Source organism: Terriglobales bacterium (assembly GCA_035764005.1).
Lineage (GTDB): Bacteria > Acidobacteriota > Terriglobia > Terriglobales > Acidobacteriaceae > Gp1-AA112.
Genome location: DASTZZ010000031.1, coordinates 48,397 through 65,873 on the forward strand (window position 1 = coordinate 48,397; position 17,477 = coordinate 65,873).

General features: G+C 56.2%; 14 protein-coding genes and 1 tRNA gene. 5 read left to right on the forward strand and 10 right to left on the reverse strand.

Annotated features, from left to right (window positions below; genetic code table 11):
* Window positions 1-92 precede the first annotated feature (92 nt).
* The 3 genes from VFU50_05500 (at window position 93) to VFU50_05510 (ending at window position 4,330) form a co-directional block, all read left to right on the forward strand.
* Window positions 93-1,085, forward strand: a complete 993-nt coding sequence (locus VFU50_05500) for an ROK family protein (protein ID HEU5232292.1) — start codon at window positions 93-95, stop codon at window positions 1,083-1,085.
* A 66-nt stretch (window positions 1,086-1,151) separates the two neighbouring features.
* Window positions 1,152-1,493: a PadR family transcriptional regulator gene (locus tag VFU50_05505; GenBank protein HEU5232293.1), complete on the forward strand. Its 342-nt coding sequence runs from the start codon at window positions 1,152-1,154 to the stop codon at window positions 1,491-1,493.
* The gene (locus tag VFU50_05510; protein ID HEU5232294.1) at window positions 1,490-4,330 is read left to right on the forward strand and encodes an ABC transporter permease; all 2,841 of its coding nucleotides are present in this window, start codon (window positions 1,490-1,492) and stop codon (window positions 4,328-4,330) included. The genes VFU50_05505 and VFU50_05510 overlap by 4 nt, the downstream gene beginning before the upstream one ends.
* A gap of 24 nt (window positions 4,331-4,354) precedes the next feature.
* Here VFU50_05510 and VFU50_05515 read toward each other — a convergent pair whose 3' ends face one another.
* Window positions 4,355-5,143, reverse strand: coding sequence for an enoyl-CoA hydratase-related protein (locus VFU50_05515; GenBank protein ID HEU5232295.1), 789 nt, complete (start codon window positions 5,141-5,143; stop codon window positions 4,355-4,357).
* 185 nt (window positions 5,144-5,328) lie between these two features.
* On the opposite strand from VFU50_05515, the gene VFU50_05520 reads away from it, so the two are divergent.
* Window positions 5,329-5,721 carry a response regulator gene (locus VFU50_05520; GenBank protein HEU5232296.1) on the forward strand — a complete coding sequence of 131 codons (393 nt, stop codon included), beginning with the start codon at window positions 5,329-5,331 and terminating at the stop codon, window positions 5,719-5,721.
* 409 nt (window positions 5,722-6,130) lie between these two features.
* On the opposite strand, the gene VFU50_05525 is transcribed toward VFU50_05520, so the two are convergent.
* The 4 genes from VFU50_05525 to VFU50_05540 all read right to left on the reverse strand — a co-directional run bounded on the left by VFU50_05525 (window position 6,131) and on the right by VFU50_05540 (window position 11,923).
* Window positions 6,131-6,793 (reverse strand): response regulator transcription factor, encoded by a 663-nt coding sequence (locus tag VFU50_05525; protein HEU5232297.1) that lies wholly within the window; start codon window positions 6,791-6,793, stop codon window positions 6,131-6,133.
* Window positions 6,794-6,888: 95 nt separating this feature from the next.
* Window positions 6,889-7,209: a PilZ domain-containing protein gene (locus tag VFU50_05530; protein ID HEU5232298.1), complete on the reverse strand. Its 321-nt coding sequence runs from the start codon at window positions 7,207-7,209 to the stop codon at window positions 6,889-6,891.
* A 319-nt stretch (window positions 7,210-7,528) separates the two neighbouring features.
* Window positions 7,529-10,045, reverse strand: a complete 2,517-nt coding sequence (locus VFU50_05535; protein HEU5232299.1) for a glycoside hydrolase family 3 C-terminal domain-containing protein — start codon at window positions 10,043-10,045, stop codon at window positions 7,529-7,531.
* Between the two features lie 120 nt (window positions 10,046-10,165).
* Entirely contained in the window at window positions 10,166-11,923 is a 1,758-nt protein-coding gene (locus tag VFU50_05540; protein HEU5232300.1) for an ATP-binding protein, read from the reverse strand.
* Between the two features lie 168 nt (window positions 11,924-12,091).
* Here VFU50_05540 and VFU50_05545 point away from each other — a divergent pair.
* Window positions 12,092-12,168, forward strand: a tRNA-Arg gene (locus VFU50_05545).
* A 488-nt stretch (window positions 12,169-12,656) separates the two neighbouring features.
* On the opposite strand, the gene VFU50_05550 is transcribed toward VFU50_05545, so the two are convergent.
* The 5 genes from VFU50_05550 to VFU50_05570 all read right to left on the reverse strand — a co-directional run bounded on the left by VFU50_05550 (window position 12,657) and on the right by VFU50_05570 (window position 17,252).
* Window positions 12,657-12,890 carry a hypothetical protein gene (locus VFU50_05550; GenBank protein HEU5232301.1) on the reverse strand — a complete coding sequence of 78 codons (234 nt, stop codon included), beginning with the start codon at window positions 12,888-12,890 and terminating at the stop codon, window positions 12,657-12,659.
* Window positions 12,891-13,791: 901 nt separating this feature from the next.
* Entirely contained in the window at window positions 13,792-14,067 is a 276-nt protein-coding gene (locus VFU50_05555) for a DUF2277 domain-containing protein (GenBank protein HEU5232302.1), read from the reverse strand.
* Window positions 14,068-14,265: 198 nt separating this feature from the next.
* Window positions 14,266-14,601 (reverse strand): hypothetical protein, encoded by a 336-nt coding sequence (locus tag VFU50_05560; GenBank protein HEU5232303.1) that lies wholly within the window; start codon window positions 14,599-14,601, stop codon window positions 14,266-14,268.
* Between the two features lie 80 nt (window positions 14,602-14,681).
* Window positions 14,682-15,797 carry a DNA polymerase III subunit beta gene (dnaN, locus tag VFU50_05565; protein HEU5232304.1) on the reverse strand — a complete coding sequence of 372 codons (1,116 nt, stop codon included), beginning with the start codon at window positions 15,795-15,797 and terminating at the stop codon, window positions 14,682-14,684.
* A gap of 453 nt (window positions 15,798-16,250) precedes the next feature.
* Window positions 16,251-17,252: a type I phosphomannose isomerase catalytic subunit gene (locus VFU50_05570; GenBank protein HEU5232305.1), complete on the reverse strand. Its 1,002-nt coding sequence runs from the start codon at window positions 17,250-17,252 to the stop codon at window positions 16,251-16,253.
* Window positions 17,253-17,477: the final 225 nt, after the last annotated feature.

The following is a 17,477-nucleotide window of genomic DNA, read 5'->3' on the forward strand; positions in this document are numbered from 1 at the left end:
CCCATTCGCTACCGCGAACGGTACTGACTTGCACACCTCGGTGGTGAAAAACCGCTTTCCCTTACAATTGCAGTTCGTCCCCAAGGCCAAAGATGACCGATAACTCACAAGGCTTTGCCATTGGAGTCGATCTGGGCGGCACCAACATGCGGATCGCTGCGCTCGACGCCAACGGTAAGCAACTCGAACTCATCACCACCAGCACCGAAGTGAAGCGCGGACGCGATCTGGTAGTCGGCGACATTTGTGACGCGATCCGCGCGCTGCGCAAGAAGTTCGATGGGCAGCTCCACTTCGCCGGCACAGGCATCGGCGTGCCTGGAATTATCGATATGGCAACGGGCACGGTGATGCAATCTCCTAATCTGCCCGACTGGACGAACTATCCGGTACGCGATGAAATCCAACGCCGCGTGGAAGGCAGTGTCACGCTGGAAAACGATGCCAACGTCGCCGCACTCGGCGAAAAGTGGATGGGTGCGGGACGCGATGTCGATTCCATGTGCATGTTCACGCTTGGCACCGGCGTCGGCGCGGGCATCGTCCTCGAAGGCAAGATCTGGCACGGTCTGATGGGCATGGCCGGCGAGTGCGGCCATATCACCGTCGTTCCCGACGGCGTGCAGTGCGGCTGCGGCAATCGCGGATGCGTCGAGCAGTACGCCTCGGCGACTGCTGTCAAGCGCATGGCAATAGAAGCAATCGCGACAGGCCGAGCTCCCGAACTGGCGCGCGCGATGAGCGAGAACCCGGAGTTCAGTTCCAAAGTGGTATTTCAATATGCAATGCAGGGCGACGAAGCAGCAAAGCAAATCTTCGAAGTAGTCGGTCGTACCATGGGCATGGTTTTAGGCGCAATGGTCAACGCGTTGAATTTGCCTATGTACGTCCTCGGAGGTGGATTAGCGAGCGGCTGGGAAGCGTTTGCACCAACAATGTTCGCCGACCTGCGCAAGCGCTCTTATGTCTATGCTGCGACCGAGCCCGACCCGCGCCTGCCCGCGCGCAAACACACGCTCATCACGCGCGCGCTACTAGGAAGCGACGCAGGTTTGGTTGGGGCCGCGCGTCTCGCGCTAATGTGACAAGATCCGCTCTCCTTGACAACCTAGGAGTCGCGGCGTACATTCCTAGAACATCTAGGAGAGTTCGTGGACAGGCAACCAGAACTCCTGCAAGGCACGCTCGACATGCTGATCCTTAAGGCCATCTCTCTTGGCCCACTGCACGGATACGGAATTCTGCTTCGTATCCAGCAAATCTCAAAAGATCGGCTCGAGATTCAGCAGGGCTCTCTCTATCCCGCGCTCTACCGGCTTGAACATCAAGGCTGGATCACAAGCGAGTGGGGCACGTCGGACAACAATCGCAAAGCCAAGTATTACCGCCTAACGGCACAGGGTAGGCGCGGGCTGGAGTCTGAAACCGCAAAGTGGAATCAGATGACCGAGATCATTGCGGGAATTCTCAAAGCGTCATCGGAGCGCGCATGACCATCTGGCCGCGGTTACGATCGTCGTCGCGAGCAATCTTTCAGCGTTCACGTATCGAGTCAGAGATGGAAGACGAACTGCGCTTCCATATCGAGAGCTATGCCGAAGACCTTTACCGCACTGGAGTGCCAAAGCAGGAAGCCCTTCGTCGCGCTCGAGCCGAATTCGGCGGAATGGATCGCACGAAAGAGCAGTGTCGCGAAGCGCGCGGTGTCGGCATTCTCGAATCGTTCATCTGGGACGCACGTTATGGCTTGCGCATGCTGCGCAAAAGTCCCGGATTCACCACTGTCGCAATCATCACGCTTGCCGTTGGCATTGGCGCAAACACTGCAATCTTCAGTCTGATCAATGCAGTCCTGTTTCGACCGCTACCAGTGCGCGACCCAAGCGGCCTCGTGGTCTTGCGATGGAGCGCACATAAATCACCGAAGTATCACAGCTATTCAAGCTACGGCGATACCGCGCCCAGCCGAGATCGCTCGAACCCTGAAGGCGATTCTTTTCCGCATGCCTTCTTTGAGCAAGTCGAAAACGCTCACATCTTCAGCAGTCTTGGAGGTTTCGCCGGCGTTGGCCCGATGGCTCTGAGCGGGAATGGCCCAGCCACGAGTGCGCGCGGTCAGGCGGTTTCTGGGGACTTCTTCTCCACGTTGGGAGTTCAACCTGCCCTCGGCCGCTTGTTACAACCCAGCGATGATCGCCCGTCATCAGCGCCAGCCGCAGTGCTGAATTATGCGTACTGGCAGAAGGAATTTGGAGCTTCGCCCGCCGTCGTCGGAAGAGTTGTGCAGCTGAATGGAGTGCCGTTCACGATTGTCGGCGTGGCCGAACCGAAGTTTCTCAGCCTGAGTTTTGGCGCGAGTTACGACGTGTGGGTTCCGATCAGCTTTCGACCTGCTCTTAATCGGAACTTCAAGCGCGAGTACGAAGATTCAACTTCATGGTGGCTCTTGATGGTGGCGCGTCTCAAGCGAGGTGTTCCGGCTTCGCAGGCCCAGGCTGCTGTCGATCTGCTCTTCCGTGATCAGGTTTTACATGGCGCGAAGCCGCTGCTTGAGCAAAAAGACGCCCCTAAAATCACGCTCGTATCGGCGCAGGATGCTTTGGTGGGGCAGAGCGGACAATTCAAAGATCCACTTCGCGTGCTGATGGTTGGCGTAGCCATCGTGTTGCTGATCGCGTGCGCAAATGTCGCGGGACTCGTACTCGGGCGCGCAACCGCGCGGCGGCACGAGATTGCTGTGCGCCTCGCCCTCGGTGCGACGCGCCGCCGGCTGCTACGGCAGTTGGTAACCGAAAGCGTGATTCTTGCGCTTGCCGGCGGCTTGCTGGGCATTTTGCTGGCATGGTGGGGAGCTCATGCGATAGCCGCCCAGATCGCCAGCGGACAGGATCGCCCGGTGTGGTTCACGTCTGCACTCAACATTCGCGTGCTGATGTTCACGATCGCAGTTTCTCTTCTGACTGGAATTCTGTCGGGACTAGCTCCGGCGTTGCGTTCCCTGCGGCTTGACCTCACGCCGGCGCTGAAGCAGGATTCACGGTCGTCGCGGTCGGCTCAGCAGGGACGCAGCCGGCTGTTGCATATCGGGAATCTGCTGGTCGCGCTTCAAGCAGCTCTTGCAATCGTGGTGCTCATGGGCGCTGGCTTGCTCGTGAACACATTGCGCAATTTGAAGAATCTCGATCCTGGCTTCGACACGCGCAACGTGCTGACGTTCGAATTGAATCCGCGTCTCGCAGGATACAAGCCCGACCAGATTGACCAGCTCTATCGCGATCTTCACGATCAGATCTCCGGATTGCCGGGAGTGCAATCCGTGAGCTACAGCCAGGCGCCGCTGCTGGCCGGCAGTTGGATGCGGACTGATTTCAACTTCATTCCGCCGGGAGAATCAAAGCCGGTTCGAAAAGAAGCAGATTGGATGCCGGTAAGCACGGATTTCTTCAACACCATGAAGATTCCTTTGCTCGCAGGCCGAATATTCACGCCGGGCGAATATGCAGATGCCGAGCGCAACAGCAATCTCGAGATGGCCATGATTCCCGGTCAGAAAGGCGGACCTCCGGATACACGTGTGCCATACGCGGCGGTGGTGAATGAGGAATTCGCGAAACGGTACTATCCGGGGCTGAACCCATTAGGCCAGCACTTCGGCGCGGACGATGGCCGCGGAGATCCCGATCGTCCGAACGTAGAACCAGGGTGGATCATTGTCGGCATCGCAGGCAATGCGAAGTACAACAGCCTTCGGCGCGACATCTTTCCGACGATTTATGTTCCGCTCACGCATTCCCAGGCTGCTTTCGAGGTGCGGACAGCCAACAATCCGACAGCGCTGATTGTGCCAATTCGGGAATTGATCTACAAGCGTGACGCGAACCTGCCAATGATGCGCGTTAAGACACAGTCCGAACACATTGACATGCTGCTCGGACAGGAGCGCATGGTGGCGCAGCTCTCCAGCTACTTCGGAGCTGTCGCGCTGCTTCTCGCGTGCATCGGCCTGTACGGTCTGATGTCTTATGAGGTAACGCGGCGCACGCGAGAGATCGGTATTCGCATGGCTCTTGGCGCGCGCCGCGCAAACCTCATTCGTCTGGTGGTCGTGCAGGGCATCGCGGTTGCGCTCCTTGGGGTGGCCGTGGGAGTAGGGGCGGCGCTAGCAGTCAACCGATTGCTTACAAAGCTTTTGTTTGGCGTTAAGCCTGGCGATCCTGCAACGCTGATTGCAGTCATGCTTCTGCTGGTAGCAGTGGCTCTCCTGGCAGCGTTCTTGCCAGCACGACGTGCCACGCGAGTTGATCCTATAGTTGCGTTGCGTTGCGAATAGAGCAGAGAAGATTGTTCTAGGCTCTTACTTGTTCTTCCAGACCGGCTTTCGTTTCTCCAGCACTGCGCGTAGACCTTCCTGCACGTCTTGTAGGTTCATCAGCTCGTTCAGGTAGATGTTCTGCGACTTCTTCATGGCTTCATCGAGCGGCAGGCCGATGGAGCTGCCGATCACTTTCTTTGTGACTTCAAGGACCGGGCCGCTGAATTCGGCGATTTTGGCGAGAATGGCCTTGACTGCGCTGTCAAGTTCCGATTCGGGAACTACTTTGTTTACGAATCCCAGGCGTAGCGCCTCTTCTGCGCTAAGAGCTTCACCGGTCAGGATCAGTTCGTAGGTTTTCTTTGGGCCGATTAGTTGGGGCAGCATGACTGCCGCGAATGGCGGGAAGACTCCGAGCTTCACTTCCGGCTGAGCAAACTTCGCGCTGGAAGTGGCTATAACCATGTCGCCGAACGCTACCAGTTCCGAGCCGGCTCCGATGGCGGGGCCATTCACAACCATAATCAGCGGCTTCGAGATCTCTCGAATGGCGGAGAAGACGCGGTTGAAAGCTTCGAGCGTCTGGAAGACACGATCGGGCTTGGAGTCTTCGAGCGAGATCCCGGCGGAAAACGTCTTTTGCGAGGAGCCTACGACGATGGCTTTGATGTCATTGCGGCCGTTCAGGCTCTCGATGCACTGCGCCATCTCCGTCATCATGGGGACGGTGAGGACGTTGTATGGCGCATGATTCAGCGTGATGCGGGCGATTGTGTCGGAGATATCGAATTGGATGAACTTAAGCTGTTCGCTTACCAGAGCGATGGACATTTACACCTCGGGGATATGGGCGAATTATGGCACATGCCGGAGGTTACCTGGAGCACCGAATGGAGGTGTCCGGCTGGGTTCCTGCGGCCCGAATTGACACATTCGTTACGGTGCCTGAGAATAGCTGCAGTCGGCGCTATACGGCGCTTTTTGCCTCCTGGCCGATACGCGGATTAAGGACCCGTATGGCAAACATCCTCTGCGTGGATGATGAGCCCCACGTTGTAACTCTGAAGTGCGCCATCCTCGAATCGGCAGGACACTCCGTGACCGCCTGCACCTCGGCGCGCGATGCCATCGATAAGCTCCGCCACAACGCCTACGACGCCGTCGTGACCGATTGGCGGCTTGGTGATGCCAATGGACGGGCGGTTGTCCAGGCGGCGAAAGACCATTCCAGCATGCCGGTTGTTGTTGTTTCCGGATACGTGGCCGAGGCGTTTCAAGCTGCTGAGCCTCTCGCCGATCTCTACCTCGAAAAGCCAGTCAATCCCGAAGAGTTGGTCACCATCGTTAACGAGCTGCTGAAGAACCAGGAGCGCGATGGGGAGGCGAAGAAGACCAGTAGTAAGCAGTAGAAAGGCAGTCGGCATTCGGCACTCGGCATTCGGCAAAACATCCTCACAGCAATTATTAGGACTTTCTTTGGACCAAGGCCGGTCGCATTCATGGTCTACATCCCTTATTTACTGTCATCCCTCGTGCCGCCAAGAGCCTGATCCGAACTTAGACACGTTGCTTTGCGGCACGGGGGGCCTGCTGTTGAGAAGTCGAAAAGCAGGTCCCCCGCGCCGCAAAACGAAGTATGAGGTGCCGAAAACAGCTCGGCGGCGGCGCGAGGGAAGACAGTGATTATTTGCTGTTATTAGTTTGTCCGGATGGACAGCAGTGGATTCGTAGAGAGCAGAACAAAACCCAGCCAAAGGCTGGGTTTTTGATTTTGGGTTTAGCCGACTGCTGAATGCCGAGTGCCGACTGCCGGCTTTCTCAATTGCTCATCTGATTCGTTGCACTGCCCACCAACGCGGCAGCAGCTTCGTTCAGGATGCGGTGATGAATCGTGAAGAGCGCGAGCTCAAGGCGGTCGGAAACACCGATCTTGTCATAGACGTTTCGAAGATAGTTCTTAATCACCTGTTCGGTGGTACCGAGCTGCGTGGCGATCTCTTTGTTCTTGAATCCCTGAACGATCAACGCAACGATGCGCAGCTCTTTAGGCGTGAGGCGGTCGCGAACGCGCGCTCCGACGATGTCGTTCTCCGTCGCTTCGGCGGCGGCTCCGGCGTCCTGAACCCAGGTTTCGCCGCGAGAGACTTTGCGCACACACTCGACCAGCGATGCTCCGCTCACGTTGCGGAAGACCACGCCGCTGATGCCGAGCTGCAAGTACTGCGCGCTGTTGTCGGCGCTTTCGATGACGATGATGAGGCGCGTCTTGATCTTCTTCGCGGCTTCGACGAGCTGGCGAATGTCCACGCGCATCGCGGTGGAAAAGATGAGGACGTTGGCGCGGAAGCTCTCCAGCGCGACCATCATGCGGTCGGTGTTTTCGCATTGCGCGACGATGCGGAAATCGTCTTCGACGGCCAGCACCTTGGCGGCGCCGGCGCGGAATATGGCTTGGCTATCGGCCAGAATAATCTTAAGCATTGGTAATGCGGCGACTCGTCGCCGACCTCGTTCTTCTTTCCAGTCTCACGACTGGGCAAAATAAATCGCGCAGGCGTTTTGCCCGCGCGAAAAAATCACTGCTGCGCGCCACGCACGAATTTATAGTTATCGATCACGCAGGCCACGCCGCCCTTGTCTCCCTGCGGACGCTCTCTGCGCACCACGCGTCCCTGGCAACGCACGCGCACATCGTTGTTGCCTCCGATGATGTCGGACGGAAGCGTAATCTCGAATTCAATCTGAGAGCCGACCTGCAGCTCCGCGTCAGCGTGAATGTACACGCCGGCGGCACTCACGTTCTGTGTGGTGCCCGAGGTCTGATCGGCGGACTCTCCCTCCCGGATGGTAATCGGCAGATTCAGAGGGAACCTTCTGCCTGTTCTAGCGTCGGACAAACTGCATCTCCTTATTCGCGCCCTCGATTTCAGGGTTAATTTACCGAGGTACTGGGGTAGGGCAATTCGGTTTATACCACGAACTACTCTGATTGCTGCACGATTAGGGGATATTAGCCTTGATTCTCGGTATTACGCTTAGGTCTTTTTTGGTTACTAAAGTACCGTTCGCGTTTGATGAGTGACAGAACGGCCGACGCGGTCGGTGGGGCAGCGGCATCTGTTGCGGCTGCGTTCTCCACAATCGAGGACAGTATCGTTGCACTCGGAGCTCGCCATTCGGCGATCTCCGACCCATCGGCTACCGCCGACGGTTCTGTTATTGATTCACCTTGCCTTGCAGCTTGATATCCGCATCCGAGCTTCCGACGTAGATGTTGTAAGTTCCGGGATCGATCTTCCATCCGTGCGTCTTCACGTCGTAGTACGAGAACGCTCGCGAATCGAGCGAGACGGAAACGTGCTTCGTTTCGCCGGGACGAAGCAGCACTTTGGAAAATCCCTTCAATTCCTTGGGCGGACGCGGAACCGAACTCTGCGCGGCTCCCACATATACCTGGGCGACTTCAGCTCCTGCACGCCCACCTGTGTTGGTGACGTCGAAGCTCACAGTCACCGGACCTCGATTCGCTGGAGAGATGTTCAGGTTCTTGAAACCGAAGCTTGTATAGGAAAGCCCAAATCCAAATGGGAAGAGTGGCTTGATGTTGTCATGATCGAAATGACGATAGCCGACAAAGACGCCTTCGGTGTACTTGATCCGTTTTGGTCCATCGTTCGGATAGTAGCTGTTGAAAGTCGCGTTATCTTCCCAGCGGCGTTCGAGCGAGATCGGCAGATGTCCTGACGGGCTGTAATCGCCAAAGACGAGTTGCGCGAGAGCGGTGCCGCCCTGCTCGCCGGAATACCAGCCGTGCATGAGTGCAGGCACCTGATCGACCCAGGGCGCCATATCGACGTTGCCTCCGGCGGTGAGTATGACAATTGTCTTCTTATTCGCCGCCGTGATTTCTTTTATGAGTTCATCCTGACCCGGAGGCAGGCGGAATGTACGATCGCCGCCTTCAGTCTCAATTGTGTTGTCGAATCCAGGAAACAGAAAAACGACATCAGCGCTCGATGCGATCTGCTTCGCCTCGGCATCGACAGCTTCGGATGCAGGCAGCACTCCAAGCAGCACGCGCTTCGGTCCCCATGCGTTGTGGCGGTAGTACTCGAGGCGAATTTTGTGTTTGCTGCCTGGCTCCAGCGTCAGCGTTCCGAAGTTCAGGATCGCGGTCGCGCGCTCCCAGTTATCGGCAATGATTTTGTCGTCGACATATAAGCGATATCCGCCGTTCTCGCCGGGCCCGAGTACGAAGAAGTCATGTGGGCCGCCGGTGTGCGCGGTGTAGTAGCCGCTCCAGCGAATCGAGCCGACTCCAGTGGGAGCCTCGTAGCTGTCGGAGCCGAAATTCACGTGACGATCCACGTGCGTGCGCACCGGCGATCCGCTCAGCGTCATGTTGTCAAATTCTTCGGCACGTAATCCGGCTTCCCCATTGTTCTCGTCTGTGGTGAAGTCGGTCGCTTCGGCCATTTCCCGAAATGACTTCAGCCCAGCGCTGTAGAGAATCTTCGGAGCATTCGCCTGGCCGGAGAAATAGCTTGTGAGTCCTTCGAGATAGCTCACGGCATGGAAGGGCACTACGTGCGCGCTGCCACCGCCGTCCGGCTGTGCCGGATAGGCATCGGGACCAATGACTGCAATGGTACGAATGCTGCTTTTATTCAGAGGCAGGATATCGCCTTCGTTCTTCAGCAAGACGAAACTCTCGCGCGCGGCTTCGAGCGCGACTTCGCGGCCTTCCGGGTTGAGCTTGGGAATGCTTGCCTCGGTCTGATCGCGATCAAAGAAGCCGAAGCGAATCGCCGTGCGCAGGATTCGGCGCACGTGATCGTCGATGGTCTGCTGCGATACTTTCCCGGATTGCAGCGCAGGCAGGAGCGTGTCGCGATTCATGAACTTGCCTGATGGCATTTCCAGATCGAGTCCGCCATTCGCTGCAGCGACGCCGTCATACGTCGCGCCCCAATCGGACATGATGATGCCGTCAAATCCCCAATCCTTCTTGGCAATATCGGTGTTGATGAACGAATTCTGCGTAGCGTGCTCGCCGTTGATGAAGTTGTAGGAATCCATGATCGCGCCGACGTGAGCTTCTTTCACCGCTGCCTCAAATGCCGGAAAATAAATCTCGCGCATGGTGCGCTCATCGATCTCGGAGTCGCTGTTGTGGCGGTCGTACTCCGAGTTGTTGCCCATGTAGTGCTTGATGGTTGCGATCACGCCCTGGCTCTGCAGTCCTTCGATGTACGCAACGGTGGTGCGCGCCGCGAGGAATGGATCTTCGCCGAAGTACTCAAAGTTGCGGCCATTCATTGGAGCGCGATGAATGTTTACGCCCGGCCCAAGCAGGAAGTGCACTCCGCGCGCGCGCGCATCTTCGCCGAGCACTTTGCCCATGCGCTCAACCAGTGCCGGATCCCACGAGGCGGCTAGTCCGATTCCGCCCATGGTCGTCGATGGTCCATAATTGCGGACACCCACCGGTCCATCCGACATTTTCAATTCGGGAATGCCGAGTTCTTTATATCCGCGGATATAGAAACCTCTGACTCCGCCTAGATAGTCGATCTTCTGCTCGGTCGACATGCGGCTCAGGATGGAATCGACCCGCCGTTCGACTGCAGGATCCAGCGACTGCGCACCGGTACTGCTCGGCGCATTGGTTTGCGCGAAGAGGGTGGCAAGCAGAAACAGCACAGAGCACAACCGCACGATCGGTCGAATCAAAATAAGCCTCCTGGTAAATCGATTTGCCATTGTAAAGGTGAGAGTCAAGGCACATTGAATCGTTTCGCGTCGGCCATGCTCTGGCGATGCGGTTGGGAATTATATCTGCGGCTTTGCTGACTAGGAGACGGTTGCGACTTCTGGAGGAGTTGGTTTTGGAACCGCTTTGAAAGTGATGCGAAACAGCGCACCGTGCGGCTGCAAGTTTTCGCACTCGATGGTCGCTTCGTGCTGCTGGACGATGCCGTAGCAAGCGCTAAGTCCGAGCCCGGTGCCCTGTCCAAGAGGTTTAGTCGTGTAAAAGGGATCGAAGACGCGCGCAGGTTCGGTGATTCCCGGGCCAGTGTCGGAGATTTCTACGACGACTCGATCATCGTTGGCACGGGTTCGGACGGTAATTTGGCCGCCACCGACTTCTTCGACAGCGTCCACGGCATTGTTGAGTACGTGAAGGAAGACCTGCAACAAATGGTTGTCGTCGCCTACCACCGGTGGAAGATCGGCGTTTAGATCGCGGACCAATGAAATCTTTCCCGACAAGCTGCCGATCCTGAGCTGGCACGCGTTGTTGACGAGCGCATTGATGTCCGTTAGCCGCATTTGCGGTGGAGTCTGCCGGGCAAACGAGAGCAGATTTGAAACCAGATTCTTGGTGCGACGGGCTTGCTGAGAGATCTTTTCCGCAAATCCGCGCTGCGCCGCGGGCACGCTTTGGTCGTCGGCGATCAATTCTGAATAGCCCAAGATGGCGGTAAGAGGATTATTCAGCTCATGGGCTGCACCGGATACCAGCCGTCCAATCGAGGCGAGCTTTTCGGAGAGCATCACCTGCGTTTGCAGTCTTTCGAGGTTGTCGTAGGCGTGCTTAGAGTCGTCCAGAAGATGCGCGAGCCTGCGATTGAGAAGCTGCTGGCGCGTGAAGATGAGAATTGCTATCACCAGCATGGCTACAAAGCTGAGCGCAATGCGAAAGCGACGCACCTCCGGCGGATCCTGCAGCCGCTCAAACGAAAACAGGGCAATGGCCGGTATGCTGGCTGCCGCAAAGCTTGCGACCCATTCTGGAACTGCAAGCCCGGTATAGCGCTCTTGCCGTTTTCCGTCCGGTTGCGGATTCAGCTTGCGCGCGTGGAATCCAATCCAGGCTATGTAAGCGATGGAGATGGTGAGCGGAAGATCCCATAACCCGCCGCTGGTGTAGCTCCCCTGCTGAATAAGGATGTTGATGATTGCGGAGGTGGGAGCGTAGATCAGGAATCCGATCAGGTAATGGTTGTAAATTTCCTGCCATGCTCCGGAACTGTGCTGCGCAAGGTAAAACAAGCCGACGATGGCGGTCGCGAGCTCCGCGTGATAAAGCAAGTTGAAATTACGATGAAATGGGCCTGCTTCGTAGTGCAGCATTTGCCAGACGAACGTGAACTGGAAGTACAGATAAATCCACCAGCACGCGATAAGGGCGAATTCAAGCCGGCTTGCGATCGAAGACCCATCTTTGGTGAGGCGATGCGGCAGCATCGCCAATGCCATCATGATGGGGACCACGTGGAGGATAAGAAGTATGTCCCCGGGCTGCGGAGTTGGCATATGCGCGCGGCGGATGACTTCGTAGTACACCCACATCCAATAATCGAAGGCCCACATCGCCGCGCTGACGGTCATCAGCGTCCAAAATCCACGAACCGCGCCCTCGGATCGCGGAATATTCACCGCCGTGCCGACAACCATCAGCAGCATGATGGTGAACTGAAGCACGTCGGCAAATGCCGCAAGGGTCGCCCCCTGCAGAATCCCGGAGCTGGCCAGTTGCACCGCCCCAAGGGCTACGAGCGCGACGAGCCAGGGATGTCGATTTACGAATTGTGTGCGCGACGACACAAACGGCCGGACGGGACCAGATGGCCCCAATTGCGCGGATTGTACAACGAAAGCGTTCTTAGCCTAGTGATTACCGAGGTGATGCGAAGTCCGCAAAAGTCCATCCGGGTGAGCCGACGAAGCATGCCAGGTTGACCTTGAGTGGAACCAAGCTAGAATGAGAGCAGCGCGCCCTTAGCTCAGGTGGATAGAGCGACTGACTTCGAATCAGTAGGTCGGGAGTTCGAATCTCTCAGGGCGCGCCAGCGTTTTTCACTGCTACTTCCACAGTCCTTCTTCCTCGGGTTCGATCCAAGGCGCTCTGCTTTCTTCATCGATTGACCAAGCTCCGAGCTTACCGTCGTATGTGAACAGCCATCTGGATAGAATGTCTCTTCCAATCAGGCACTGAACGGGTTGTTCGGGCAGGGCACAGCAGAGCACCTGCATAACCTCAATCGTTGCCAGTTTGGAATTTGGAAATCGGACAGAAGCAACGTGTACTCCGACCTCATTTGTGCCACCTACTCGAGTGACGATTCTGCGATCCACAAGCGGTAAGGACAATTTCGCAACTGCTTCCGGACTCAGGACGGTACGAGCTGCACCGGTGTCAATCAGCCCCGGCATTTTGGAGGTAACGTGGCTTTTTCTACTGGTGCCTACGATTGGAAGACCGACTTCAATCTCAAGACGAGGGCCATAGTTCTGCAGGTCGGGAGGATCGCGACGTGGCGACGAGTACGTCGGCACGTCAAAACACGGAAAAGACTGGCTCTTGGGCCACCACACGCTTTACCAGGAAGTCTGCATCCATGCCGTATTTCTCAACCCCAGCGCGGTATGCCGCTTGAAACTCTGCGAAAAAGCCGAGCGGGCTTTTGCCTTTAATTACCACAAATTCGCCACGGTGATTGTTGAGCCACTCGGCTTTGTGCGTTTCGTACAGGTCCAATTCAACGCTGAGACGAACTGAAGCAGTTGCCATGGGTTGCTACGGTTGAGATGCGATTAACACCAACTCGAGACGTCGAAAATCATAACAAATATATTTGCAAGCGGAACAAATATATTTGTTACTCTTCCAAATACATTTGCTATGCCGAGATCAGCGTCGGATCCCGAATTGAAACGCGAGTTTTCGAAACACATCAAGAACCTTCTTGGTCGTCAAAGTGCTCAGAAGATCGCGTCGATATTGGGCGTAAAACCGCAAATGATCTACAACTATCGTGATTCGAAGTGCGCTCCGTCCGCAGAAGTGATCCGCAGAGCAATGGAAGGGTTCCCTGGACTTTCGCTCAGCTATCGTGGCAAAACCCTGAGGCTACAAGATTTCTCAACCACCCCCAAGAGGCCATTGCCGCGCCGTGAGGACTTGCAGTATGAACTGTGGGACGCAATCAGGACGTTGAGGCCTGACGCTATTCACATAGAGATCTTGAAGAAGGAAATCGCGTCAGTACAGCTCGGCGTCAAAATCTCCTTTGGAAATCGTTAGGAAGGCGTCCACGTCCTTCACTAGGACGGCGATACGAAGTCGTACATGAGTCGCAGGAGCTCACGCGATAACTCCGCCTCGTCCAGCTCGGGGTGCCGGCTGCGTAGTCCAGCAAGCGCTACGTTCCGCATCGATTCGCTCATCTCAAGCGCCAAGCGAACGCGCTGTTCCGGAGTCATGCGGCGAAAGATTTCGTCTTGAATCGCAGCCGCTTCGGGATTGGTGTCTTAGAGCATTGGTGGTTTTCCACTATAGCTCAGCGCAGAGTGCGCGACTAATTCCGCTTGGGTTTGTCCTCATCAACGTCTGCAAGAGAAACGACTCTCCAGTCAAACGGGAGCGAAACAGCGGACCCGTCGCCGATCAGACCGCCGCCGTCGTCGTAAGCTTAGCCGACGATTCCAAATCTTTCTTGAGCGCGTGCGCGGGCCTTGGCAGCTTCTTCTTCGCGGTTCCTGGCTGGCGCGGAGGTCTGGAGCGACTGGAGCAGTCGCTCCGCGCTGGCGGAAATTTCATCGATCGCTGCATAGAACGCGGCTTCGTTCGCGCGCGATGGCTTGTTGAATCCGGAGATCTTTCTCACGAACTGGAGCGATGCATCCCGGACTTCATCGGATGTGACCGGCGGGTCGAAGTTGAACAGGTTCTTTATATTTCGGCACATCTTGCAATTTTAATGCTCCGCACTGATGATCGGCGCTGCTGGTTCCACCCGAGACTCTTGAAAAGAGCACGCGGAATCGCCAAAGCAGTCGATTGCGCAGATTGCGGGAGCTCTGGAGTTGTGTCCGACGGTATGGATTGCAAGCTAGATCGGCTTCCATTGCTTACCCCGCAGTAATTCTGTGCTGCGGAGCTTCAATCACTTCCGGTTGAAGGGAATCAGCGAGTTCGTAGCGCCTTCTCTCGTTGCAGGCGATACCGGGCTACTTTCTGCCAGGCGCAAGAAACGAGGAGGTATATTCCAGCGATGTCCCTCGTCGGTGATAACAGTGACCGACCTCTTGTTATAGCGCGTCAGTATTCCGAAAACAGGAGCTCTGCCCTCCGGTTCGAATGTGACGCGATCACCGATGCGAAACTCCAGCATGGCAGTGTGCGCGCGTACTTGGCTGATCAGCCTCAGGCGCTGGACGATGCGGTGATTCAAATCGACGAGTTCAGCTTCGGTTAGATGATCTATCTCTATGCGATTCATGTTGCTCTCACACTTCTTTTTCACCCAGACATCATAAAAAAGGCCCGAATGAACGGGCCTTTTTCATTCCATTCTCACGCTCAAATCCGCATGGGCATGATGATGTAACGATACTTGTACTCGTCGCCACTGCCCTCCGGACGTAATTGCCCGGCTGACTGCGAGTCTTTGAACTCCAGCCGCACTTCGCCGGAATTGGTGACCTTCAGGAAGTCGAGCAGGTACTGCGAGTTGAATCCGACGATGAGCGGATCCGATTTGTAGCTGGTTTCGATCGTGTCTTCCGATTCGCCGGCATCAGTTGAGGATGACGAGAGTCGAAGTTCATCTTTATCGAGTTTTATGCGGATCGCGCCCGAGCGCTCGTCAGCGAATTGCGCTACGCGCTGGATGGCGCCGAGCAGATCGGCGCAGCTTACGACTACGGCTTTGTTGTTGTCGCGCGGGAGGACAGCTTCGTAGTTAGGGAATTGTCCGGTGAGCTGACGGGAGGTAAGCAACCGTCCGCCGATACGGAAGAAGAGCGTCGAATCGTCTTTCGCGAATTCAATGAACTCTTCATCGGTCTGATCGATCAGCGAGCGCAGCTCGTTCATTGCCTTGCGCGGGATGAGCGTCTTCATCTCACCGTTCACGCCGGGGAAGTCGGCCTTGGTTTCAATGTGAGCAAGACGATGCCCGTCGGTTGCGACCATCGCGATCGACTCTGCCTTGATCACCATCAGCGCGCCATTGAGCGTGTAACGCGATTCTTCGTTCGAGATCGCGAAAACAGTCTTTGCGATCAGATTGCGCAGAACGGCAACCGGAAGTTTTGTTGCCGAGCCGGAAGGGAACGTCGGCAACGCGGGGAAATTCGCGCGCGCCATGCCGACCATTTTCGTATTCGATCGTCCCGCACGAATCTGCACCCAGTGGTTTTCCATCTGCTTGATGGTGACCTGGCCCTCGGGCAACAGCTTCACGTAGTCGTACAGCTTGCGCGCTGGGATCGTGCATGAGCCTTCTTTCTTCACTGTCGCAGGACAGGATGTGCGCAAACTCAGATCAAGATCAGTGGCCGTAATCGTGAGGCGATCGCCCGCGGCTTCAAACAAAAAATTCGAGAGAATCGGAATTGTCGTCTTGCGCTCGACCACTCCCTGAGTCGCGGTCAATTCCTTCAGCAACTCAGTCTGCGTGAGGACAATCTCCATGGCTGCACTTGCAGTGGTGCTAGTGGTCATAGTGGTTTTCTCGACGTTCTCGACGCTTGCTCCGGCGACGGGCATGATGGCGGGACCCCCTGCGAATGTATGCGTTCAAACTTATATCAGCTACTGCTGTGACTTCAATCAAAGAAAAGAACCTATAAAGACAGAAGCAGTAGTAAATGCTCTGGAAAAGTGGACATTTTTCTCTAAACCTCATTTGGCGGACTCAGAACCTGTGTCGCGATTTAGAAATGTGAGGCTGATATCCCGTCCAGGTTTGCATTCTTGGATCGCAGTCATGCGAGCAAGACGGATTCTCCGAATCTCCAACATTGCATCCACAGGCAGTGGTGTGGAAGGAATGTCGCGACGGTGGAAAGATTCGTCCAGAGCAGGATTCATCGCGCAATCCAGAGTCTCTGATTTCCAGAAGCGGCCAAGGTTGTTGCGAAGGCGCTACACAGATCCGGCCAATGCCGCCACGCGATCGGTTTCCGGTTCACTCACGCCGCCAGGCAAAGACGCGCGGACAAACTCGAACTCCCACTGAGGACGAATACTGTATTTGCCCAACTCGGCCGGAACAACCGCTGCCTCGCCGCGGCCAACGCTGATCGCTGGTTTCCCTTCGCTCTCGATGATTCCACAACCGCGGAGGCCGACGATGCAGTGAACAGAAGAATTTCCCGACGCATCGGCCGTGCTCAGTTCTTTCCGATCGTTTAGCAACATCTTGTCCACTTCGAAGGAAGGCGACGAAACCAGGACGATTCTTCCGTCTCCACCGCGGCTCTTCACCTTGCCGGCACGTGTTACTTCCTTCATCGCTTCCAAGCCGCGATCGATGTGCAGCTCGCGCGGACGGCCGTAGTCGTAGAGGCGATAGGTCGTGTCGGAATTCTGCTGCGTTTCGAGGAGGACGGAGCCTGGACCGATCGCATGTACGGTGCCGGCATCGACGTAGATCATGTCGCCGACTTTGACGGGAATCCAGTTGAGAAGCTGCTCCATGTTCTTGGCGTGGATAGAGTCTTCAACTTGTCGGCGATTGATCCCTGGCTTCAGTCCGAGTCCAACGGTGGCTTCTGGAGTAGCAGTGAGCACGTACCAGCACTCCGTTTTCCCGCACGTCTGGCCTATTTTCTTCGCGCCCTGGTCGTCGGGATGAACCTGCACCGATAGGCGCTCTTTCGGGAATAGAAGCTTCATCAATAACGGGAAGCGTCTGTCGCGAGCGCGACTTCCATTCAACGCTTCTCCATGCTCAGCAGCGAGTTCGCCCAGCGTGCGTCCCTGAAGTGCGCCGTTGGCAACACGGCAGCCTTCGCCGGTAAGCCACACTTCGCCGATGGGTTCAGATCCGACTTTGTGTGACGGATAAAACGCGCTCAGGTCCTTCGTGCCCCAGACGCGTTCGTGAAATTCCGGCAGGAGAAGTAATGGATAAAGTTCAGACATGCAAGAACAACAAGTGTATCCGAGTGGCAGGCGGACGATGTTGAGAAGCAGCTCGGATCAGAGAGTTGCTATTCAGACTCTTTGGTGTGTTCTTCCTGCGGAACAGAAGGCAGGTCTTCAGTAGTTTCAGGTTGGTATTCCCTCAAACCTGCCGCAGCGATGGCTATGCTGCGTGCACGAAGCTTATCGAGAATCCTCAGCTTCTCGGCAAACGGAAGCGCAGCT

Coding starts and splice junctions, on each gene's coding strand:
- VFU50_05500 (HEU5232292.1), top strand. CDS start 93: ATGACCGATAACTCACAAGGCTTTGCCATTGGAGTCGATCTGGGCGGC.
- VFU50_05510 (HEU5232294.1), top strand. CDS start 1,490: ATGACCATCTGGCCGCGGTTACGATCGTCGTCGCGAGCAATCTTTCAG.
- VFU50_05515 (HEU5232295.1), bottom strand. CDS start 5,143: ATGTCCATCGCTCTGGTAAGCGAACAGCTTAAGTTCATCCAATTCGAT.
- VFU50_05520 (HEU5232296.1), top strand. CDS start 5,329: ATGGCAAACATCCTCTGCGTGGATGATGAGCCCCACGTTGTAACTCTG.
- VFU50_05525 (HEU5232297.1), bottom strand. CDS start 6,793: ATGCTTAAGATTATTCTGGCCGATAGCCAAGCCATATTCCGCGCCGGC.
- VFU50_05550 (HEU5232301.1), bottom strand. CDS start 12,890: ATGGCAACTGCTTCAGTTCGTCTCAGCGTTGAATTGGACCTGTACGAA.
- VFU50_05555 (HEU5232302.1), bottom strand. CDS start 14,067: ATGTGCCGAAATATAAAGAACCTGTTCAACTTCGACCCGCCGGTCACA.
- VFU50_05560 (HEU5232303.1), bottom strand. CDS start 14,601: ATGAATCGCATAGAGATAGATCATCTAACCGAAGCTGAACTCGTCGAT.
- dnaN (HEU5232304.1), bottom strand. CDS start 15,797: ATGGAGATTGTCCTCACGCAGACTGAGTTGCTGAAGGAATTGACCGCG.
- VFU50_05570 (HEU5232305.1), bottom strand. CDS start 17,252: ATGTCTGAACTTTATCCATTACTTCTCCTGCCGGAATTTCACGAACGC.